At 63.2% G+C, this 18548-nt stretch carries 30 protein-coding genes; 21 read left to right on the top strand and 9 right to left on the bottom strand.

Going from position 1 to position 18548, the window contains the following annotated elements:
- The first annotated feature begins 76 nt into the window (after window positions 1-76).
- The 16 genes from A6E15_RS02305 (at window position 77) to A6E15_RS21295 (ending at window position 8871) form a co-directional block, all read left to right on the top strand.
- The gene (locus A6E15_RS02305; protein ID WP_076143254.1) at window positions 77-400 is read left to right on the top strand and encodes a hypothetical protein; all 324 of its coding nucleotides are present in this window, start codon (window positions 77-79) and stop codon (window positions 398-400) included.
- Window positions 400-1155 (top strand): hypothetical protein, encoded by a 756-nt coding sequence (locus A6E15_RS02300; RefSeq protein ID WP_076143252.1) that lies wholly within the window; start codon window positions 400-402, stop codon window positions 1153-1155. The genes A6E15_RS02305 and A6E15_RS02300 overlap by 1 nt, the downstream gene beginning before the upstream one ends.
- A gap of 4 nt (window positions 1156-1159) precedes the next feature.
- Window positions 1160-1807, top strand: coding sequence for a hypothetical protein (locus A6E15_RS02295; RefSeq protein ID WP_076143250.1), 648 nt, complete (start codon window positions 1160-1162; stop codon window positions 1805-1807).
- Window positions 1804-2343 carry a hypothetical protein gene (locus tag A6E15_RS02290; protein WP_076143248.1) on the top strand — a complete coding sequence of 180 codons (540 nt, stop codon included), beginning with the start codon at window positions 1804-1806 and terminating at the stop codon, window positions 2341-2343. Before A6E15_RS02295 ends, A6E15_RS02290 begins: the two co-directional genes overlap by 4 nt.
- The gene (locus A6E15_RS02285; protein WP_076143245.1) at window positions 2340-2918 is read left to right on the top strand and encodes a hypothetical protein; all 579 of its coding nucleotides are present in this window, start codon (window positions 2340-2342) and stop codon (window positions 2916-2918) included. Before A6E15_RS02290 ends, A6E15_RS02285 begins: the two co-directional genes overlap by 4 nt.
- Entirely contained in the window at window positions 2915-3703 is a 789-nt protein-coding gene (locus A6E15_RS02280) for an ATP-binding protein (protein ID WP_076143243.1), read from the top strand. Before A6E15_RS02285 ends, A6E15_RS02280 begins: the two co-directional genes overlap by 4 nt.
- A 6-nt stretch (window positions 3704-3709) precedes the next feature.
- Window positions 3710-3886, top strand: a complete 177-nt coding sequence (locus tag A6E15_RS20725) for a hypothetical protein (protein ID WP_006649200.1) — start codon at window positions 3710-3712, stop codon at window positions 3884-3886.
- 102 nt (window positions 3887-3988) lie between these two features.
- Window positions 3989-4264, top strand: coding sequence for a hypothetical protein (locus A6E15_RS02275; protein ID WP_049890738.1), 276 nt, complete (start codon window positions 3989-3991; stop codon window positions 4262-4264).
- The gene (locus tag A6E15_RS02270) at window positions 4265-4756 is read left to right on the top strand and encodes a hypothetical protein (RefSeq protein WP_076143240.1); all 492 of its coding nucleotides are present in this window, start codon (window positions 4265-4267) and stop codon (window positions 4754-4756) included. It begins immediately after the preceding gene.
- On the top strand, window positions 4756-5493 hold the full coding sequence (locus A6E15_RS02265; protein WP_076143238.1) for a hypothetical protein: 738 nt from the start codon (window positions 4756-4758) through the stop codon (window positions 5491-5493). Before A6E15_RS02270 ends, A6E15_RS02265 begins: the two co-directional genes overlap by 1 nt.
- Window positions 5494-5499: 6 nt before the next feature.
- A complete protein-coding gene (locus tag A6E15_RS02260) occupies window positions 5500-5742 on the top strand; it encodes a hypothetical protein (RefSeq protein ID WP_076143235.1) in 243 nt (80 codons plus the stop codon).
- 59 nt (window positions 5743-5801) lie between these two features.
- Entirely contained in the window at window positions 5802-6506 is a 705-nt protein-coding gene (locus A6E15_RS02255) for a phage tail protein (RefSeq protein WP_175607192.1), read from the top strand.
- A 1-nt stretch (window position 6507) separates the two neighbouring features.
- On the top strand, window positions 6508-6723 hold the full coding sequence (locus A6E15_RS02250; RefSeq protein ID WP_076143233.1) for a hypothetical protein: 216 nt from the start codon (window positions 6508-6510) through the stop codon (window positions 6721-6723).
- Window positions 6720-7196, top strand: coding sequence for a hypothetical protein (locus tag A6E15_RS02245; RefSeq protein ID WP_076143231.1), 477 nt, complete (start codon window positions 6720-6722; stop codon window positions 7194-7196). The genes A6E15_RS02250 and A6E15_RS02245 overlap by 4 nt, the downstream gene beginning before the upstream one ends.
- On the top strand, window positions 7193-8188 hold the full coding sequence (locus A6E15_RS02240; protein ID WP_066302486.1) for a hypothetical protein: 996 nt from the start codon (window positions 7193-7195) through the stop codon (window positions 8186-8188). The genes A6E15_RS02245 and A6E15_RS02240 overlap by 4 nt, the downstream gene beginning before the upstream one ends.
- Window positions 8189-8613: 425 nt before the next feature.
- The gene (locus A6E15_RS21295) at window positions 8614-8871 is read left to right on the top strand and encodes a hypothetical protein (protein WP_245800513.1); all 258 of its coding nucleotides are present in this window, start codon (window positions 8614-8616) and stop codon (window positions 8869-8871) included.
- Window positions 8872-8906: 35 nt separating this feature from the next.
- Here the strand turns inward: A6E15_RS21295 and A6E15_RS02230 are convergent, their stop codons facing one another.
- From A6E15_RS02230 to A6E15_RS02215, 4 genes are all read right to left on the bottom strand, one after another.
- Complete coding sequence (locus A6E15_RS02230; protein WP_175607191.1) at window positions 8907-9368, bottom strand: ribbon-helix-helix domain-containing protein; 462 nt, start codon at window positions 9366-9368, stop codon at window positions 8907-8909.
- A 121-nt stretch (window positions 9369-9489) separates the two neighbouring features.
- Entirely contained in the window at window positions 9490-9921 is a 432-nt protein-coding gene (locus A6E15_RS02225) for an SWIM zinc finger family protein (RefSeq protein ID WP_076148152.1), read from the bottom strand.
- 247 nt (window positions 9922-10168) lie between these two features.
- Window positions 10169-11179 (bottom strand): tyrosine-type recombinase/integrase, encoded by a 1011-nt coding sequence (locus tag A6E15_RS02220; RefSeq protein ID WP_076143226.1) that lies wholly within the window; start codon window positions 11177-11179, stop codon window positions 10169-10171.
- Window positions 11172-11510, bottom strand: a complete 339-nt coding sequence (locus A6E15_RS02215; RefSeq protein WP_076143224.1) for a hypothetical protein — start codon at window positions 11508-11510, stop codon at window positions 11172-11174. The genes A6E15_RS02220 and A6E15_RS02215 overlap by 8 nt, the downstream gene beginning before the upstream one ends.
- Window positions 11511-12154: 644 nt before the next feature.
- Between A6E15_RS02215 and A6E15_RS02205 the strand changes: the two genes are divergently transcribed.
- Window positions 12155-12388, top strand: a complete 234-nt coding sequence (locus A6E15_RS02205) for a helix-turn-helix domain-containing protein (protein WP_076143222.1) — start codon at window positions 12155-12157, stop codon at window positions 12386-12388.
- Window positions 12389-12445: 57 nt separating this feature from the next.
- Here the strand turns inward: A6E15_RS02205 and A6E15_RS02200 are convergent, their stop codons facing one another.
- Entirely contained in the window at window positions 12446-13243 is a 798-nt protein-coding gene (locus A6E15_RS02200) for a hypothetical protein (RefSeq protein WP_076143220.1), read from the bottom strand.
- 317 nt (window positions 13244-13560) lie between these two features.
- On the opposite strand from A6E15_RS02200, the gene A6E15_RS02195 reads away from it, so the two are divergent.
- Window positions 13561-14019, top strand: a complete 459-nt coding sequence (locus tag A6E15_RS02195) for a type IV pilin (RefSeq protein WP_076143218.1) — start codon at window positions 13561-13563, stop codon at window positions 14017-14019.
- A gap of 72 nt (window positions 14020-14091) precedes the next feature.
- Here A6E15_RS02195 and A6E15_RS02190 read toward each other — a convergent pair whose 3' ends face one another.
- The 4 genes from A6E15_RS02190 to A6E15_RS02175 form a co-directional block, all read right to left on the bottom strand.
- Entirely contained in the window at window positions 14092-14352 is a 261-nt protein-coding gene (locus tag A6E15_RS02190) for a DUF7386 family protein (protein ID WP_076143216.1), read from the bottom strand.
- Window positions 14353-14596: 244 nt separating this feature from the next.
- Entirely contained in the window at window positions 14597-14851 is a 255-nt protein-coding gene (locus A6E15_RS02185) for a hypothetical protein (protein ID WP_076143214.1), read from the bottom strand.
- Window positions 14848-15045 (bottom strand): hypothetical protein, encoded by a 198-nt coding sequence (locus A6E15_RS02180; protein ID WP_076143212.1) that lies wholly within the window; start codon window positions 15043-15045, stop codon window positions 14848-14850. The genes A6E15_RS02185 and A6E15_RS02180 overlap by 4 nt, the downstream gene beginning before the upstream one ends.
- Window positions 15042-15227, bottom strand: a complete 186-nt coding sequence (locus A6E15_RS02175; protein ID WP_049965913.1) for a hypothetical protein — start codon at window positions 15225-15227, stop codon at window positions 15042-15044. Before A6E15_RS02175 ends, A6E15_RS02180 begins: the two co-directional genes overlap by 4 nt.
- A gap of 122 nt (window positions 15228-15349) precedes the next feature.
- On the opposite strand from A6E15_RS02175, the gene A6E15_RS02170 reads away from it, so the two are divergent.
- From A6E15_RS02170 to A6E15_RS02160, 3 genes are all read left to right on the top strand, one after another.
- The gene (locus tag A6E15_RS02170; protein ID WP_076143210.1) at window positions 15350-15784 is read left to right on the top strand and encodes a hypothetical protein; all 435 of its coding nucleotides are present in this window, start codon (window positions 15350-15352) and stop codon (window positions 15782-15784) included.
- Window positions 15785-15802: 18 nt separating this feature from the next.
- Entirely contained in the window at window positions 15803-16339 is a 537-nt protein-coding gene (locus A6E15_RS02165) for a hypothetical protein (protein ID WP_076143208.1), read from the top strand.
- Window positions 16340-16480: 141 nt separating this feature from the next.
- Complete coding sequence (locus A6E15_RS02160) at window positions 16481-18547, top strand: carboxypeptidase regulatory-like domain-containing protein (protein WP_076143206.1); 2067 nt, start codon at window positions 16481-16483, stop codon at window positions 18545-18547.
- Window position 18548 lies beyond the last annotated feature (1 nt).

Raw genomic sequence — 18548 nt, 5'->3', positions numbered from 1 at the left:
TTTAAACATTAGTCTCACCAGTACGAGACTATGATATTCCCGACCGCTATCACTCGCTCGAGAGACCCATCTGACCATGGGGACAGACAACCCACCACCGACTGATGAGAAGCTTCCCGACGAGGTCTATCACGACCGAAATCTCCTCGCGATCGCCTTCGCGAGGGCGATCCGGCTCACCTGGGGCCCGAACACCGCCGGCTGGTACTGGCACGACGGGTGGCCGGTCGTCTGGGTCGACACTCCGACCGGCCAGAAATCCTGGCACGTCACCCCCGACCTCGAGGATATCCTCGAGCGCTCGTCGCTCCAACAGACCGACCCAGAAGGCGGCTACGACGGCCACTCGCGGACGCTGAAGAACTGCCGGCTCGCCCGCTATATCACCGGAGCCTACTGATGACCGAACGGATCGAGTTCGGATCGAAAGCGGCGGCCGACCAGTTCCGCGACGACTACGAGGATCACCTCTGCACCGACGACGATCGCCGGCTCAAAACCGTCGCGATCTCCTCGGACGCACCCGACCACGTCCTCGAGACGGCGACGATCGAGGCCGCGGCGGGGCGCTCCGAACGCGGTGGCCGCGGCGGCCAAGCCGAGCTGACCGACCACGAACGCGAGTCGATCGACTTCTCACGAACATCGGTTCCCCACGCCAGGAGCGTGAAGGGGCTGATGCTCAAGGAGGGCGTCGACGACTGGCTCGCGTACTACGATCACACGCTCAGCGTCGACGAACACCGCGAAGTGGCAAAGCGAGCGACTCGCGACGAACGCGGTGACCGGCTCGACGCCGAGACCAACGTTGACGATCGTCTCGCCGATCTCGAGGGAGCGCAGGACGAGCAGTGCGGCCACGCTCGCGACCACTGCGAGGACGGCGAAGACGAAGCTTGCGAGTTCCTCGTCGAGTCGTGCGGCTTCGACGAGGAAGACGTCGAGGCCCTCGTCGGCGACGCTCGAGCGGACGACCCGCCGGGCGAACTCTACGGCGCCAAGAATCTTGCTTGGCGACGCTATCAGATCGCCGTCGCGGAGGCAAAGGAGGCCGCAGCAGCGATCAACGAACTGAACGACCTCCTCGGGGAGCCGACCACGGCGTTCCGCGAGCTGGGCCAGCGCGAACTGACGAAAGACGACATCGACTGGTAACACCATGACAGGCTACTACTGCCCCGTAGAGGGGTGCGAGAAGCACGAAGACGAATGGGACGACGACCAACCGCCGTTTGCCTCCAAGGAAGGGGTTCAGGGCCACGTCAACGCTAAGCCGGACGACGACCACCAGCAGGCTCGGGACGCAGGGGCGTGGGTAGAGGCCCCCGAGGCAGGCAAAGCAGGGGACGGCAAGGGGGACGAGAGCGACGACGACCAGCAAACTGACCAGCAAGAAGGGGGCGATCAGGGGGCCTCGAGCGGTGGCTCGGGCCCCTCGACCAGCCCCTCGAGCGACGACGACATGACCACGACCAACGACGACCAACCGGACGACCAGGGAGAACCCGAAGACAGCAAGGACCCGTGGGACCCAGACGACCAGAGCGACGACCAGCAAACAGGGGGCCCTCAGGGGCCCTCGAGCGGTGGGTCGACCCCCTCGACCGGCCCCTCGTTCGGCGGACCGAGTCTTCGGACGACCGCGCTCCTGATCGGAGCGGCCGTCGCGATCGCCGTCGTGATCGTTCTGTGGCGTCGCCGCCGGTCGGACTCGATCGATGTCGACTCGGCCGACCCGACCCCCGACGATGAGGACGAATCGACCGGCAACGGCATCGACCGCGAAAGTGGGGGTGGCCTCCGGTGAGCGACGCCGGCGACGAGCCCGAGGACGACCTCGAGGACGCCGGTGACGAACCCGGGCCCGAACTCGAGGAGGACGCCTATGCGGAGGTCGACCCGGAGATCGCCGAGCAGGTCGCCGCGGCCGATGCCGAGGATGATGCCGACGACGCCGGCGACGAGGTAGATGTCGACGACCCAGCGGACGATCCGGACGCCGGCGACGGCGCGGACGAGTCGTCGAACGACCTCACTCCCGGCCACATCTACTGCAAGGCGCTCGGAGCAGGTGCGACCATCGGGCAGGAACGGATGGGGTCGGGCGTCGACGACCGATCGGAGTCGATCGAGGAGTACGCGGCCCTCGCGAAGGACCTCGACTTGGACGACTACTTCGATCAGTGGTACGCCGAGAACTTCGGCGGAGATCCCGACCTCGGACCCGGACAGGGGCTCGTCGCGTTCACGTCTCTGTTCGCGGTGATGGTCCTCGTCGAGGACGCGGAGATGCTCGACGGCGCGCTCGATTCGATGAACGACCTTTCGATGGAGGAAGCATGAATCTGCGAAATCTTGCAACCGGCGGAGATCCACGGAAAGCGATGGCAGAACAGTTCTTCAAGAGCCAGCAGGCCGAGGCGTTCCTCTCGATCGTCGCCCATCGCGAGCGGCGGATCATGGAGGCCGTCGCCGACCTCCAGGAGGCGGCCGGCGACGACATCGAACCCATCGAGGGACTGCCGACGGTCGACGACCGCGTCGGTCAAATCCGCTCGATGGCCCTCGCGATGATCGACGGCTCGCTCCCCTCGTGGTACGTCACGGAGGCGATGCACGACCTCGAGAACGCTGAGGAAGCCGCTCAGTACGCCGACCAGACGGCGGAAGAGTGGCAGGAGACCAAAGAGACGTGGGCCGACCGCTACCGTGAGCAGGGAATCGAGGGCGGCGTCGACGAACTCGCGACGGCCCACGTTCGGGCCCGCTTCGATGTCGACGACCTCGAGACGTTCCGCGAGGCCGTCATCGAGTGGTCCGACGAGAGACGGCAAGCCGTCCTTGAGGAGGCACTCGCCGGCGGGCTCGAGATGGCCGAGCAAGGCATCTACGAGGTAGCGGAGGACCTCGAGGAATGAACCTCGCGTTCGGTGCCCGCACGAACTGGGGGAAAAGCTACGGCCTACAGGCGTACACGGAGCGCAACGCGCCGGAGTACGACCGGACGGTTCTCGTCGACTACAAGGACGAGTACACCGGGCTGGTCGAGTCGGGACTCCTGCAGCGGCTCCCGGTCCGACCCGGCACGGAGAACCTGTCTCGGGCCGAGTGGCGGCAGATCCTTGAGGACAACGGGAACCTGCAGCTCGGTCGCGACGGGATGACCGACGACGCCTGGCGCGAGACGATCGCGACGGTGATCGAGGCGCTGGCCCAGCTGGACGAACGGACGTTCCTCGGGTTGGACGAGGCCCACCGGCTCGCGCCGCAAGGGAAGGGCTACCCGGACGCTTTCGACACGCTCGCGACGACGTGGCACGGCGACGGAATGGGCGTCGGGTGGGTCACTCAGCGGTTCGCGAAACTCGACGAAGACATCGCCTCACAGTGTCAGGCGTCGATGCTCGGCGGCTTCGGCTCCGGCAACGACCTCGACAAGGTCCGCGGCATCGTCGAGTACCCGGCCGACGTTCACAAGGCCGACGCCGAAACCTGCCCGCGGACGCTTCCCGACGATCTCCTCGTCGACGGCGAACCGCTCACGCTTCGCCGGTTCAGCGACGACGCGGGCAACACGATCGGTTCCGAGTGGATCTACTCGGACGATACAACGCTGCAGCGGATCGACTCGCGCGATTGGACGCTCGAGAGTACCCACTACGGGAGCGACCGGGTCCGGATCAAACACCCCTTCGACGACTAACTCACGATGAGAACCGACATCACGCTCCGCGGGAGCAAGGCCGACCAGTTCGAACGGATTCAAGATCGCCTCGAGGACCGTCGCGGTCACGAACTTTCGCGGGCCGATGTCGTTGGGGCCCTGATGGCGGACTTCGAACAGGACCTCGAGGACGATCGTGGCCGACAGCGGCCGCGGCCGTGACGGCGGTCCGCGGGCAACTGCGGGCAACCGCTGCGGTCCGCGTCGGCTGACTGCGGTTCTAACGCGCTCTTATTCCTGTTTTCGGCTGTTTGGTCGGGTCGCATGGCAATGCAATTCGATCAGGCCACGGAGGTCCTGACTGACAGTGACGTGTGGATGGATGTCGGCTTCGTCGCGGGCGGCTACCTCGTTCCGTACCTCGTCGACACCGCGACGGGGACGATGCTCCCGTCGGAAATCTTCGGTATCGGTGGGATGGCTGTCGGCGAGATGGTCGTCAACAACCGAGCATTCACCCTCGGATCGGGCGCATTCGCCGTCCGCGAGGCTGCCGAGCGCTTCAACGCTCAGGGCATGATCAACGAGGTGCTGGCGTAGATGAGTCTGCAACTGTACGCCGCCCTCGGCGACTCGAGCAAGTATGTCGAGACGCAGACGAACACGCCGGACCAACTCACTCCGGTGCTGTCGATCAACCCCAAAGACGGCGTCGGCGTCCTCTTCCGCAACCGCGTCGACGTAGGCGACAAGGCCGGCATCCCGATCTACGGGAAGTTCGTCGACACGAACGGGAATCCGATGCCGGCCAGTACCCGCGTCGCGATCGGGTACCAGGCACCGACCGACGAGTCGATTCAGGTCGTTTCTGATCCGAAGTCGACCATCGCGAGCTACATCAAGAACTCAGTCTCGGACCAGCAGGACGACCGGAAAGTCGACGCGATCAAGCACGCCCTCAAGGGGAACGGCCTCGAGGTCCGCGACATCGACGAGGCGTATCTCCTCGTCGAGTCGTCGGCCCAGATCGACCACTCGCAGAGTGAGATCTACTTCGAGGAGTCGGCGCTGGCGGAGGTGGACCTCGAGTAATGTCGGTCAAGAGGCAACTCAAGTCGGCCGACTGGGTCCCTGGCAGCGTCTCTCTCCGTGAGTTCAACACCCAAGCGGGAACCCCGGGAGAGGAGTCGGTCGTCGCGGAGATCGAGACTGGGCGGGCGCTCCAGCTCCGGGACGACCCGGACAGCGAGCTTCGGCTCGTTCTTCCGGCACACGAACACTTCGCGACCGACGGGACGGCCGACAACTCCGAGACGTTCGAACTCGGCCACAACCTGATCGAGAGCCCGACGACCCAGGACTTCCTGCTGTGGGAGGATGGAGCGGTCGTCCAGCCCGACAGCGTCGACTACGACGCCAACGCCTTCGACTACACGTCGAGCGGGACTGACACCGACCTCGACGTCTTCTACGTCGCTCGCAACCCGGCGTCGGTCGAGATCCGCAAGACCGCACCCGGCGCGGGCGGCAAGGTCAACCAGACGCTCAAGGAGGCACAGACGGCGATTCTGCACACTCGCGATCAGGCCCAGCAGGAAATCACGTTCGGCTTCGATCGGACGCCGCTGCAGCCGTACGTCCCCCGCAAGTTCCGCCTGCAGGTCGCTGTCGACGCGCCGTACAAGGTCGCGTTCGAGGCCCCCGAACGGGCCAACGGGACGCCTCGAGCGAACAACGCCCTGCTCTCGCTGCCGCGGTTCCAGACCGAGGCCCGCATCGAGGGGCTGGGGACGCGCGTCAAGCAGGACATGATCGGAGTCACGGGGTGATCTCCCGTGCAGGGCGGTCTTTCGGAAGGAACCGAACCCGGCGAGCTTGCGGTCACCGCGACGGGAACGTCGTCGGAACCCACCGCGACCACGACCTCGAGCCCGGCGAATCAGAATCAATCCCAGCAGCCGCCGGAGAGTCCGACGGCGCGGCTCGTCTACGGCACGCAGTGGACGCAGGACGACATCATGATCGCCCTGCTGGCGCTGCAGGTGGTGCTGCTGGTGTTCGTCACGATCCGATCATGAACGCACACACGCAGGGGCTCACAGGCCCCACCGACGGTATCGACAGGGAGGTGAGATAGATGCCGGGACCTGCAGCGGCCCTGGCCGCCGGTGAAGCGGCCGACAAGGCCGGCGACGCTGCCGAGCCCGCCGCAGAGGCGATGAGCGATGTCGCCGACAATCTCGGCGACGCGGCCAAGGACAGCAAGGGCTTCAACATCGCGATGGTCATCGGTGTCGCGATCGTCGGCTACGTCGTCTATCGCTGGATGCAGATGATGCGCGGGCCCGGCCAGACCGCCGACGGGATCGGCGACGCGCTCGGCAACATAGTCGGCGGGACGACCAACGCTGCCGGTGGAGCTGGCGACGCCGCGGCCGGTGTCGGCGGCGCGGTCGGTGACATCTGGGGCGGCTCGACCGACGCGGCCGGCGGGATCGGCGGCGCGATCGGCGACGTGTGGGGCGGCGCGACCGACCTCGCGGACGGCGCGAGCGACTTCGGTGGCGATGTCCTTGGTGACACGTGGGACGGCGTGACCGATTCCGCGGACGGTGTCGGCGATACGATCGGCGACACCTTCGACGGCGTCACCGACGCCGGCGGCGACCTCTTCGGCGGTCTGATGGGTGCCGGTGACGACGCGGCCGACGCCGGCGGCGACCTCGTCGACGGCGCGACCGACGCTGGTGGGAACCTTGTCGACGGTGCGACCGATGCCGGCGGCAACCTCGTCGACGGTGCCGGCGACGCCGTGGGCAACCTCACCGGAGGGCTGATCTAGAATGGAACCCACCGCCTTGCTCAACAACTTCGGCTTCCCGACCGTCGCGTTCCTGCTCATGTACCGCCTCTACCTGAAAGAACGCGACCAACGCCGCGAGGAGCGGAGCAAGTGGCTCGAGGCGATCCAAGAACACACGGCTGCCGTGCGCGATCTCCGGCGCGACGTGCGGACGGTCGCGACCGACGGCGGCGAGCAGGAGGGGGATGCATCGTGATCGGCTCCTCGACGGTCGGCCCCAACAGCCCGATCGAGCGCGTCCTCGAGGACTACGGCGTCGGAGCCTCGTCGTGGGGCGAAGACCTCGTCGAGAGCGACACTGAGCGGCTGCTACTCGCACTGTTGCTCGAGCATCGGGGGGAGAACGCGGTCGAGGCGCTCAACCCCGAAGCGGACGACAGCCAGGAGGCGGCGTACTTCGTCACGGAAAGCCCGCTCGCGGTGACCTCGACCGACGAGGAACGGCTCAACTGGGGGTTCCCAGCCTCCTCTGTGACGATCTGGGGATTCACCGAACCGATTTACGTCGCGTTCCGCTCGGACGGCGACTATCGCAAGATCCCGCTCGAGCCGGGCAACGCTCCGTACCACGAAGCTCCGCCGGGCGGGCTCGGTGCCTCGAGCGCTTGGATTCGGAAGCGTAGCGACGACACGAACGACACGCAGGTAATCGTCAAAGCCAACAAATGACTACTATCGGAGAAAAGACCGCAGACTACGCGACGTTCATCGACGATCTCGTCGGCGCACTCACAGGATTCGATAACTGGAGTGACGCTGACAGCTACGTCCAGAACGACGGTACTGGGAAGACAGACGACGAAGACGGAACGGAGTGGCACAACAACGGCCGCGTCCTCGAGGACACCAACACTGGGACCTACCTGCTGTTGTACCTCCACCATTCCCGATTCGACAATCACGACAACGACGATGTGTCGGGCGTTCGGCTCGTCTACTCGTCGGACTGGAATACGTCCGAACACTACCCAGCCGGCGACACGAACATCGGCAACGCCGATGCGAACGACCTCACGAACAACGTCGGCTTCCAACTTCGCGATAGCTACACCGACGTAGTCACCCAGTCGTACGACCGGTACAACGGTTCCACGTACGGTATCTGGGGCAGCTCGAATTCCCTGAATCGAGACGTACTCCGGGGAACGAGCGTCAGCTACATCATGTCCGTGAACGCCGACGGATTCAACATCGGTCTCTGGAACGACAACGACGGCAACAACGGGATCGCCTGTATGACCGTCTTCGACTACCTCGGTAGTCGATTCTTCGACGATCCATCCGTCCCGTTCCTCGCGGCGACTCGAACCTCGTTCCGGTGCCACAGCGTGGCCTACGGATTCAATTCCTACTGGTCGCAATCCCGAACCTTCGACGTGGACGCAGTCGGCCACGGTTCCGCGCCCCTCGAGGCAGCCGACTGGGGAATCATCAACCCCTCGAGCGAGGACGACACGTTCTTCTTCCGCTATCCGGCGGTCTACAAGAACACGAATCAAAGCGTGCCCGTCGCATACCTCAACGAGGCCGTCCCAAACGATGCCCAGGAGGGCGGCGCACACGGCGACGATTTCACTCACGACGGCACGAGCTACAAGGTCTTCAAGCAGTCGGGAGCAAGCCGCAATAACGTCGTCAGCGCCGGTCTACGGAACGAATAACCATGGTCACGCTCACCACCGCTGCTGCGATGGACAACGGCGGCATAGCGACGACACCGCTCACGACGATCTCCCGTCTCAGTCCGTCGAACGATCCGGTCAGGCAGACGGTAGCGTTCGACTCTCGAGCGGGGGACGGACGTGCCTCATCGGCACAGCGGACTCGATCGCCCGTCCCGCTGTCTACAGACCCAACGACAGGGTTCACCACGACCGCACGGCTTGGAGCGGAAAATACGCCACTTCGGCGGTCAGTTCCCTTTGACCCACTGGGTGCAGGGGTAGCCCGACGGACCCCACAGACACGTTCATCGTTCGGTGTCTCCCTCGAGCAGACCACACTCATTCCGGGCTCGTATTTCCGCTCACTGCGGGGCATCGCGATCGATACGGACGGAAACCCCCTCGGTGACGCGAAGTACATCATGGCAATGGGTGATCTCCCCACGGTCGGCCCGGTCGCGGACGACGGGACGTTTACCGTCTATACGCTCCGCTCGAACTACGACGACTTCGTCCTCGTCGCCAACTCCGGACGAGAGGGCGTCGACTATACCTGGTACACGCCGGTCGACGTGGAGATCGGTCCCTCCGAGAACGATGTCGTTCTCGTCTTCGAGCCGCGCAAGTTGACCGGGCTGTACGCCGGGCCAGGGACTGAAATGGGCGGCTCGCTTCGGTAAACGGCGGTCGAATAGAGAAAAGCGACGAGAGGCGCTTACGCGACTGCTTTTTCGCCCGGTTCGACGGTATCCTCACCGTCGGTGTAGCGCATCGGCGGGACGATCACCCAGACGTGCTGGTTCCCCGCCCACACCGAGACGTATCCCTCACTTTCGAGGGGCTTGATGATCTCGTCGAGGACGGCGCTCTTGGGTGTGGTGTTGTCGTAGAGCTTGTTCTTGGCCATCTCGAGTTTGACGCGGCGCTTGTCCTTGTGCGGAGCCGACGCCCGCTCGTGGAGGATGCGGTACGCCTCGGCGAGTCGTTCGTCGTCGGGAAGGACCGGCTGGGGCGCGTCGAGATCCCCCTTCGCCTCGACTTCTTTCTGGACCAGCTCGCGAAGCTTCTCGCTTCGGTTCATGTCCTCGCGGTCGGCGATCTCGTCGAGCGTCTCGAGCAACTCGTCGGGACAGCCGAACGAGACGCGGCTCGAGGGGTCGTGATCCATCCGTCCCATCAGTGGTTCACCCCGATTTGCATATCCCGTGAATACGCAGACGGCGTCGGGATGTACAGTTCGTATGCAAGGGGGGTGGGGATGCCTACGGAGGCGGCTATCGCGCGGGTGTGCGTGCGCGTCATGCGCGACCCTCCATCTCCCGCTCGTAGTCGCGTGATCGTTCGATCGCCCCGTCGTGGGGTTCGCCCTCGAGCGCCTCGTTGGTCGCGTGTCGCATCTCGTGTTCGTCGTCGGGACTGCCGTCGGTCGACGCCACGTCGATCAGCTCGAGGAAGTCGGCTTTGCGGAGTGTGCAGAGATGGGCACACGGACCGTCGTGATACTCCCAGCCCTTGCAGTCGCACCGCCCGATGTACTCGCCGTCCTCGATCCCGAGCGCGCAGTAGTGGACGCTCTCGCCGTCTCTGAGCGTCACCTTGTAGCCGAACCGTCCGAACGATTCGATCAGCGCCTCGCGTGGATCCGCTCGAGCCCACGACTCCGTCTCGCCGTCGCGTTCAGTCAAGAAGTCGAGAGGTCCACCATCGGATGGTGACTGGAAGGTACTCACGCGAACCACCCCGATTTCCTTCGATCTAATCGCCGGACGGCGTCGACCCGGTTGATTTCGGGGGAATCACTCGGATTTTTGCCCGGTTGTTTCCGGCAGGGGCCGGAGAGCAAACTGTTTGCTCGAGCGCTAACGATGCGACTTAGCGGATAGTTCGAAATGTCAAAACAGGGGGATGGACTCGCCGGGATGTTCGAACCCCTTCGAGTCGTGCGGTTTGGCTCGTCTTTCTCATGATTGTGATAGGTTACGGCAGGTTCTCTCGTCGGACTTCCATCTTCTCGCGCTCGGTACGGGCGTCGTAGTGTTCGTACAGAACCTCGAGCGACACGTCCATCCGCTCGCTGACGATCTCCGGCGTCGTCTCCTGGTTGAGATGGTGCGTGATCGCTCCCCGGCGGATCGCGTGGGGCGATCGCGCCGACGGGCACTGTGCAGGATGACCATCACTCCCTCGAGCGTCGCACGAGCGCGGCGTCTCGTCGTGCGGACACTCCCCGTACGTGCAGGGGTGCAGCGCCCGGACGACCCACTTGTAGATGGTATCGCCCGTCGGCCGCGTCCCCTGTTGGGTCGTAAACAGCGGCTGACGGCCGTGATCGTCGGTAACTCGCGGTCGATCCGGGTTATCCCGGTACGCGGTCAGAACGGCGAACCACTTCGGGCCGAGATAGACCCAGCGGTTCCCGTCGTCGCCGTTCTTCAGCGTCGTTCCCGTCTCCGGCCGGTGTTCCACACGGACCGCGTGGTCGTCCGGCTCGAGGTCGTCCACGTCGATCGACTGCGCGGCGCTTCGACGCATCCCCGTCCGCCAGAGTAGCGCGATCAGCGCGTGATCTCGCGAGCCGTAGTGATGCCGATCGAAATACTCGAGCGCGGTCTTCGCTCGCTGGGCGTCCAAAAAGACGTCCTTGGACTGTGCCCCGTCGGGGAGGTCCGGAGCGTGGAGCTTCTCCGCGACCCCTTCGTCGACGGCCTCGATATCGGCCCACCACCGGAGCGCCTGACGGACGCTACTCAGCTGTTTCTGAAGCGTGATCGGCGCGACATCGGCCCGTCGCCAATCGACAAAATCCGCGAGTTCACGCCCATCGAGCGTGTTCAGGTTCTCGATGTCCCGCTCGTCGCACCACTCGAGAAACACCGACAGCCGGTGTTTCGCGTTCCGGAACGACGTATCGCGGACACTGGGGCGGTGATGACGGAGGAACCGATCGACGCCTTCCTCCGGGGAAAGCGGTTGCAGGTCGTCACTCACTCCGATCACCACCGCTCCAGTTCTCGGGACTCCCCCACCGGAACTCGGGGTGGTCGTCCTCGAGTTGGTCGCGCTCGAAGAGGCGATCCTGTAGCCACGTCTGCAGCGCGGGCCCGGATCGATCGTGCGGCGGGTGATCCGGACAGTGGTGGTCGTCGACGCGGGCCGAGAGATCGTCGAGACACGCGATCATCTCGACCAGCGCCGCGTTCTGATACCGCATCTCCGTCGCGATCGCCTCGAGCGCGGCGGTCTGTCGTTCGACCGCATCTGCCTGCCGCTCAAGCGCCTCGAGTTGCGCCTCCAGGGCGAGGAACTCGTCGGAGGTCATGCTTCACCTCCCGCAGGTCGGAGCCCATCGCGCCGGAGGACGAGTTGATCGCGCGGGATCAACCGATCAGTCTTCCGATCACGCAGTTCGTCAAATTCGGGCTCGACATCGTCGCCATAGTTGCGAGCGCACTTCTGACACCAGAAATGGTTGTTCGTCGGTTCCCACGAGCGGTGACCGTTCGGACAGACGAACCGCCACCGATCCGTACGGTCTGCTAACCGGATCTCCTCTTTGCTCGCGCGCATCATGTCAGCCGTCTCGCTATCCCATAAAAGGGCTCGGCCAAACGCGCGGAGTGAAAGTGAAAGTGAAGCTATCGACTGTCGACACGTCCGATTCGGTCGATCGGGGGCTTTATCCCCCGTAGCATCGTGCGATTGCATGCTTCCGTAGCCTGTTTACGGGAGCCAGGCGGGCCGGTGCCCCAAACACCGGGTCCGCTTTTCTCTCGAGGACCCGACCGGGCAGCGGCGGGTCCGTCTGGCCTCCGTTGCTAACAACCGAAACATCCCACTCACTTATACTTAACCGACCGTACGTTAATCTCTAGTATACCATATGTTGTTACCAGTGGCTTCAACCAGTATTGATAAAATGGCAGTAGGGAACGTGACTGTATGCGACGACCGAGGGTGTCGTGGATGACACAAGCCGACGATCGCATCCTCGAGACCCTTGCGGACAGCGATCTCATTCTTTCACCAAGGGTCCTCTCGGCTAATATCGACTACTCGAGACACTATCTGAGTACACGGCTCGGAAAACTCTGCGATGCAGGACTTGTCGATCGTATCGACGAGGGATTATACCGAATTACTGACCGCGGTCATGCGTATCTCGAGGGGAAACTTGAGGCAGATGAAATAGAAAAATAGTGCTTCACCCAAGGTCAGCGGGTACCAACGTAGAACAGACCGATAGCGGGACGGGAGCTACTGATCCCGGCCGTATCCGAGCGCGCGAGCGGCAGATGCTGACAGTGTGACCGCGCGGTCGCCGACGGTCACGGGCTCGCCGGCCACCGAGGCGATAAGATCCCCCAGTTCCGCGAGATAGGTCTGTGGCCGGTCCTCCATAATCTGGACTGAGTCAGTCGTCGGATCGGTTAGTGCCCGGTTCTCGAGATAGCTATCCACGAACCGTTTGCGGACCGACTCGGGGGCGTCCTCGAGATACCACGGCAAGGAGAGATTGTCAATCTCGGTTTTGGCCCCGACCGGCGCGCCGAGGACGGCCAGCACGCGACCGAGGACGGCCCCATCTTGTGCGGGCGCGACGGTTTGGCTGGTGTCCGGGCCCGCTGCGGTTTCGGTCCAACCGACGCCGGCAAGCTCGAGGGCCGCCACGACGCTTGCCGTCTCGGGGTCGGCGCGGAGCGTAAACTCGGGTTCGAACTTGTCCCGCGGGATCGTCCCGCCGGCATAGACATTCGCGACGAGGACGTTCAGCGGTGTGATATCGTCATATGTGACGCCAATCCAGTCATGCTCGTGGGCGGTATAGAGTGCCTGCACCGCACGCGGTGTCGTGTCTTTGGCGACCCACGGATCAACGCGACCCGTTGGCGTGTTCGTCGCGGCCGCGATCGTCGCCACGCCGGCCGTCGGGTTATCGGCAGCGAAGGTCCGAACGCGGCGATACTGTTGGACGACTGTCCAGGTATCGTCGTAATCCCCGCCGTCGTAGGTGCGGGCGAGATCCTGTTCGGAGACAAGTTCGATGTCGGGCATGGCACAACGGTTTCCCTGTGGTTTCAAATTCATATCGATTCGACACAGTGTCGGCAAAATCGCCCGCCGGCATGGCCTTCAAGCGGGCGCTGGAATCGGGATAGCACCCGCTGATTCTCAGAACTGAAAGCCCATTCACCCGGACTATCAGGTACCTATATATGTACCCAGCCACCTGCAACTGACTGTGCATCGGTGACGGCGGCTCGAGAAAGCGGGGACGACGGGTGTGTTCCAATCCCCTGTCCGCAGTCGCCCGTTCGGTTCGGGTGGGAAAAAGCTTTCTCACCGTTCAGGCCCGGTGCCGTGATCAAACTATGGACGGAAAGCAAATCCGCAACAAGTTGATTGGATCGGATGACCAGCGCGCAGTGTCACCAGTCATAGGTGTCATACTTATGGTAGCTATTACCGTGATACTCGCAGCTGTGATCGCAGCCTTCGTGCTGGATATGGGTGACCCCGGAAATCAGACGCTAACCGCACAAGCAGACATAACCGGTGACGGATCAACTACGGTTGGTGTCGAAATTACTGGTGGAGGAGATGATATTGACGGTATTGCCTTTGTTGATTCCTCTGGTACCATTGAGCATGTAGACGACTCCTTAGATAAAACTGGAGCATCTAATGATTACAAGGCAGGAAGTGGTGAGCCACTTAGTAAGGGCACTGAATACACAGTGTATGTCTATGAAGGCGACCTGTCATCTGGTGGTTCAATTGATGACGCTGAAGCTAGTCTTGAGGTCGGGGATGTCGAAACGGGTAGTTAAATAACACATCTCCTTCTAATTCGTAGAACAGCATTTTCTAATAGTTGATTTTCTGTATGAACTCTGTCACAGTTATCGCCAACGGCTCTCGATAGAGGACCGATACCGAAGTCCAATCACCGACGTATTCGCGATCGCCTGAATCGTTTCGGGATCATACTTGCCTCGAGCGTCGTCGAGATTTTGCTCGTGTTCGATCAAATTCTCGAGGGCGGCGTCGATGACGACGGACATCGGCGGATCGTCGAGGTCGTCTTCGGCTACGATCTCACTGGCGCGCTCGAGTTTCAGCTGTCGTTGGTCGGTAAGTTTGAGGCTGGTTCGTTTGGTCATGGCTTAAGCGATGGTATGCACGGGGGTCGGTTCGCGTCGCTCGCGGGTGAGCAACTGGTCGGTCCTTTATGAACGGGGGCCGGGGCTCCGTCGTGATCATGGCGGGGGCCGGCCGGATCGGGTCCGATTCTATGCACCTCGCGAGCCCATCGCCCACGGCAGGGTGCATACATCGAGGTCTCCGTATACATCTGAGTGCGACCCCGAGGGGTCGGCTTCGAAGACCCGGTTGCAGGGCTCTCGATCATAGACCGATCCTCAGTACGGTCCTCATGTACCACTCGTAGACGAGAACAGACCCAACGAATGCGAACCCGAGGGTAGCATAGTGGCCGTTCTCGTACACGGCGCGGACCTCGGTGAACAGCGGGTAGAATACGACACCCATCGGAAGAATGGCTGCGATCGCGAACCCGAGCGCTATCACCCAGTCCCGCGGCCTGGTCCCTCGAAGACTGGCGGTGAGTGATTCGAACACCGTTGGCCTCTCGTCGCTCACGCATCGATCTCCTCGCCTTCGATTCCGGCGAGTTCCTTCGCCTGCTCGAGGTCGTCTGCTTCTTCGAGAACGCGGGCGATCGCCTCCTGGACGAGCTGGGGGAGCCGAGCCCGGAGTTCGATCGCGGCCGTCGCTTCCCGCTCGAGGTCGCGGCGTTGCTCGCGTCTGGCTTCCTCCAAGTACTCGTCTATCATGCCTCGATCTCCTCGACCAGCTCGAGGGACCACTGACCGTCGTCGACGTGACGGATGTGCATGTGATAGTCGCCGTCGATCTCGCCGTCCTCGTCGAGAAGGCCCTCGATGCGCATGTCGTCTTTCGGCATCGTGATGCCGACCGAATCGCGATCGATCTTTCGCAGTTTGTTCAGCGCCATATCCGGCGGGCAACCCGCCCTCTCATAAAACTTCGTGACTCTCTGGGTTCCAAGTGGGTACCCCAAGGGGAGTATCCCTTTATTCCGAGGTTTTTCGGAGAGGCGGGTTGCCGACCGAGCGTATGGCACTGAGTTTGCCAGCAAGTACAGTCCCGGACGCCGTGCGCCGGGAAGATGGTATCGACCTGATTGATAGCGTCCTCGCGCCCCTGTTCGTCCTTGCGTCGTTCTCGGTCGCGGCGGTCGGGACGTTCACTCTGAACGCGCCGTTTAACACCGGCTTCGAGGGCGTTCTGGTCGCTTCGAACGGAACGGAAATCACGTGGGGATTCCTCATCTCCATGATCACCGTCGTCGCCGCGTGGGTCACGAACGGGCAGACGGACATCAGCGACTACACCGACCTCGAGACGGTCGTCTTGCTCCTGATGTTCATCCTGAACATCCTCTCGGCGCTGGTGCCGGCCGTCTCGGTCGCGGTCGAATCGACGTGGCCGCTCGGCTGGTTCATGGTGTTCCTGAACGGAGCCGGGTTCTACCTCATCGCGTACAAGTAAAACTCGGAGGTAGAACCTATGAGACTCAACTTTCGGAAGGATACGACGGTACTCGTCGGCCTGTTGCTCGTCGCGTCGCTCGTGACGATCGGCGTCGCCGGGGTCGCGAGCGCACAGAGTTCGGAGTTTTCGACCAACGAGACGGTGACCGTCTCGAACGAATCGACTCCGATCAACGTCTCGGTTACGTGGAACGAATCGGTCACCGATCCGGCGAACACGTCGGCGTCGGTCACGTTCTACAACGAAACCGAATACGCGGACGACCCGGCCAACGCCACGATCGCGCTCGAGGACACGATCGCGGCCGACGCGGGGAACACGACGACGGCCAGCTACGACGAGAATGCCAGCGGTCTCGAGCTGGACACGGATTACCGAGTCGTCGTTTCGGGCCCGTCGACGGTCGACAGTGCATCGGTTGAAGATAGCTCCGGGTTCCTCGGGGGCGTGCCGGGCGTCGGCGACGATCTCGGCGGTGGCGGGATGCTCGTTGGGGGCGCGGTGATCGGGCTCGCCGTGATCGGCGCGGCGATCTGGACCATGCGCGACTAAGCGGACCAACCTACCAATGACTTCGCACATTTTTGGCGGTACGACGGTGTGGCATAGTTCGGTGATCGTGGGGTACATCCTCGCGACGAGCGCGACGGTCGTCGGGCTCGCGCTGGCGGTTCAATCCGGGGTGGGGGTCTGATGTCGGCCCACAGCCCACGGCCCACCGAGACGGACGATGGCTCGAGCGGGATGACCCGGCGCGGGCTGGTCCGGCGCGCGGCTGTCGCGGGCGGGACGATGGTCGCGGCCCCGGCCGCGGTCGATCAACTCGCGCCACGCTACTCGCCGGTCGGACGGGCGGATGCCTCGCTACTCGTCGCGGGGACGCTCGTCGCGGGCGGGGCGGTCGCAGGGCTGCTCGTCGGAGTGGCCGCGACCGGCGGCGGTGATGCGAATGCTGAGGCGATCCTCGAGCAGCGAGCGAACGAACTTCACGACCGCATCTATGCCGACGCGACAGAGATGCGGATGGGGCAAGAGCCGACGATCGAATCCCTACAGGGCGATGTGGCGATGCTCCGGCAGTTGGCTCGCTCGGATGCTGGGTTCTCGATCATGCAGTCGGCAAGCGATGAGGTCGGAGAGTCCCAAGCGACCACGAACGCGAAGGACGCCGTTCGAGACGCCTTCGCCAAGGTCGAAGCGAATTTCTTCGATATGTGGACGACTGAAATGGATAAGGCTCAGCGACGTGCTGGCCTCGCCGGAGACAACGATAAGCTTGCCTACCAAGATGTGTTCGACGTATTCGGTGATTACTCGACGGGAGACTACGCAGGGCACTCGCCCGGAGCGATGGACCCTAACTCGGCCCTCGGCGAGAACGGCGAAAACCCGCTCTCGGAAACTGGCGCGGAGCTTGTCAATGGCGACATGCACACGGTGAGCGTCATCCACTACGTTGACGACTACCCGCAGATCGAGAAAACCAAGGAGATTATCATGGTCCCGTGGTCGAGTGTCCCGAGCGTTAGCAGCAACCCTTATAACGAACTCAACTCGTCGGACACGGCGAACCTCGCGGACCCGATTTCTGTCATCGACCTCGAGAATGAGACGTACAACGATCCTAACATCGGAATGGGCGGCCAGTGGGGCGCGAAAGCCTTAGACCGGGAGTCCGCCGACACTGCGGAGATGATCAACGCGACCGAGTGGATGGCGGTCCACGACCAGCTAATGACGATGCTGGACGAGGAGCTAACTCACGTCGAGACGATGGTTAGCAACCTCTACCAGCCAGCAGTAGACGGCGAAATCGACGTGCATTCGCTCTCGAGCGGCTCGGCGGTACTCGAGGAAGCAAGAGACGGCAACCTATCGACGTGGAAGGAAGTGGCCGGGATCTACCGCTCCATGCGCATGGGCGAAGCGAAAGACCCGGCGGTCGTCACGCTCCCGAACGGGGTCGAACTCGAGGGGCTGCTTTTCTGGTCGGAACCCGATCTCAACGACGGATTGGCGGTCGGGGAATCGATCAATCCGAACAACACGACTGGACGGCTCTATCTGGCCGCCGAGATTCGCAGCGTTCCCGAGCCGGAGCAGGAGGATATGGCGTCGGTCACGATCACGGTCGAGGACGGGTCGGGAAACGCCGTGACGGACGCCGTGATCAATGTGAAGGGCGGCGATACCTCGCACTCGGTGGACTCGAACGGAGAGGTGTCGGTCGAGGTCGAGGCCGGACCGACGACGTTCTACGTGACGGATTCTGATGGGACGACAAGCGAGACGGCTCGGACGATCGAGGTCGCCGACGGCGACTCGATCTCGATCACCCACGACGGGACCGACCAGTCGTCGTTCAACGCTGATCCGTTCAGCGGCGAGACGCTGACTTCGGACGACGAGGGGAAGGCGATCCCGGTCCGGCTGTCGGACCCGTTCGCCATCGAAGGCGTCCACGAGAAGCCCGATGCGACGGCGCTCCAGTTCGAGAAACCGCTGACAGTCGAGCCGAGCGACGACTTCGGGAAGTACAAGGACGCCGCAGAGGACGCCGCGCAGGACGAGGAAGAAACGCGCGAGGAGACGACCAAGGTCGTCATCGAGCAGACGGGCGGCGGTCCGGGCCCGATCTTCGACGGTGGGAATCCGCTCGAGGACGGCGGCGGGTTGCTCGGACTCGGGATCATCGGCGTCGTCGTGCTGGCCGTCGTCGGGTTCGTGACCGATATGATTCCGGGGCTGGGGGGCAACTAAG

This window comes from Natrinema saccharevitans (assembly GCF_001953745.1).
Taxonomy (GTDB): domain Archaea; phylum Halobacteriota; class Halobacteria; order Halobacteriales; family Natrialbaceae; genus Natrinema; species Natrinema saccharevitans.
This window is presented reverse-complemented; position numbering and strand designations above follow the sequence as displayed.

Coding starts and splice junctions, on each gene's coding strand:
- A6E15_RS02190 (WP_076143216.1), bottom strand. CDS start 14,352: ATGACCAAACGAACCAGCCTCAAACTTACCGACCAACGACAGCTGAAA.
- A6E15_RS02180 (WP_076143212.1), bottom strand. CDS start 15,045: ATGATAGACGAGTACTTGGAGGAAGCCAGACGCGAGCAACGCCGCGAC.
- A6E15_RS02265 (WP_076143238.1), top strand. CDS start 4,756: ATGTCGGTCAAGAGGCAACTCAAGTCGGCCGACTGGGTCCCTGGCAGC.
- A6E15_RS02295 (WP_076143250.1), top strand. CDS start 1,160: ATGACAGGCTACTACTGCCCCGTAGAGGGGTGCGAGAAGCACGAAGAC.
- A6E15_RS02240 (WP_066302486.1), top strand. CDS start 7,193: ATGACTACTATCGGAGAAAAGACCGCAGACTACGCGACGTTCATCGAC.
- A6E15_RS02300 (WP_076143252.1), top strand. CDS start 400: ATGACCGAACGGATCGAGTTCGGATCGAAAGCGGCGGCCGACCAGTTC.
- A6E15_RS02165 (WP_076143208.1), top strand. CDS start 15,803: ATGAGACTCAACTTTCGGAAGGATACGACGGTACTCGTCGGCCTGTTG.
- A6E15_RS02270 (WP_076143240.1), top strand. CDS start 4,265: ATGAGTCTGCAACTGTACGCCGCCCTCGGCGACTCGAGCAAGTATGTC.
- A6E15_RS02255 (WP_175607192.1), top strand. CDS start 5,802: ATGCCGGGACCTGCAGCGGCCCTGGCCGCCGGTGAAGCGGCCGACAAG.
- A6E15_RS02305 (WP_076143254.1), top strand. CDS start 77: ATGGGGACAGACAACCCACCACCGACTGATGAGAAGCTTCCCGACGAG.
- A6E15_RS02230 (WP_175607191.1), bottom strand. CDS start 9,368: ATGGGACGGATGGATCACGACCCCTCGAGCCGCGTCTCGTTCGGCTGT.
- A6E15_RS02285 (WP_076143245.1), top strand. CDS start 2,340: ATGAATCTGCGAAATCTTGCAACCGGCGGAGATCCACGGAAAGCGATG.
- A6E15_RS02275 (WP_049890738.1), top strand. CDS start 3,989: ATGGCAATGCAATTCGATCAGGCCACGGAGGTCCTGACTGACAGTGAC.
- A6E15_RS02195 (WP_076143218.1), top strand. CDS start 13,561: ATGGACGGAAAGCAAATCCGCAACAAGTTGATTGGATCGGATGACCAG.
- A6E15_RS02250 (WP_076143233.1), top strand. CDS start 6,508: ATGGAACCCACCGCCTTGCTCAACAACTTCGGCTTCCCGACCGTCGCG.
- A6E15_RS02170 (WP_076143210.1), top strand. CDS start 15,350: ATGGCACTGAGTTTGCCAGCAAGTACAGTCCCGGACGCCGTGCGCCGG.
- A6E15_RS02215 (WP_076143224.1), bottom strand. CDS start 11,510: ATGACCTCCGACGAGTTCCTCGCCCTGGAGGCGCAACTCGAGGCGCTT.
- A6E15_RS20725 (WP_006649200.1), top strand. CDS start 3,710: ATGAGAACCGACATCACGCTCCGCGGGAGCAAGGCCGACCAGTTCGAA.
- A6E15_RS02175 (WP_049965913.1), bottom strand. CDS start 15,227: ATGGCGCTGAACAAACTGCGAAAGATCGATCGCGATTCGGTCGGCATC.
- A6E15_RS02160 (WP_076143206.1), top strand. CDS start 16,481: ATGTCGGCCCACAGCCCACGGCCCACCGAGACGGACGATGGCTCGAGC.
- A6E15_RS02280 (WP_076143243.1), top strand. CDS start 2,915: ATGAACCTCGCGTTCGGTGCCCGCACGAACTGGGGGAAAAGCTACGGC.
- A6E15_RS02200 (WP_076143220.1), bottom strand. CDS start 13,243: ATGCCCGACATCGAACTTGTCTCCGAACAGGATCTCGCCCGCACCTAC.
- A6E15_RS21295 (WP_245800513.1), top strand. CDS start 8,614: ATGGCAATGGGTGATCTCCCCACGGTCGGCCCGGTCGCGGACGACGGG.
- A6E15_RS02205 (WP_076143222.1), top strand. CDS start 12,155: ATGACACAAGCCGACGATCGCATCCTCGAGACCCTTGCGGACAGCGAT.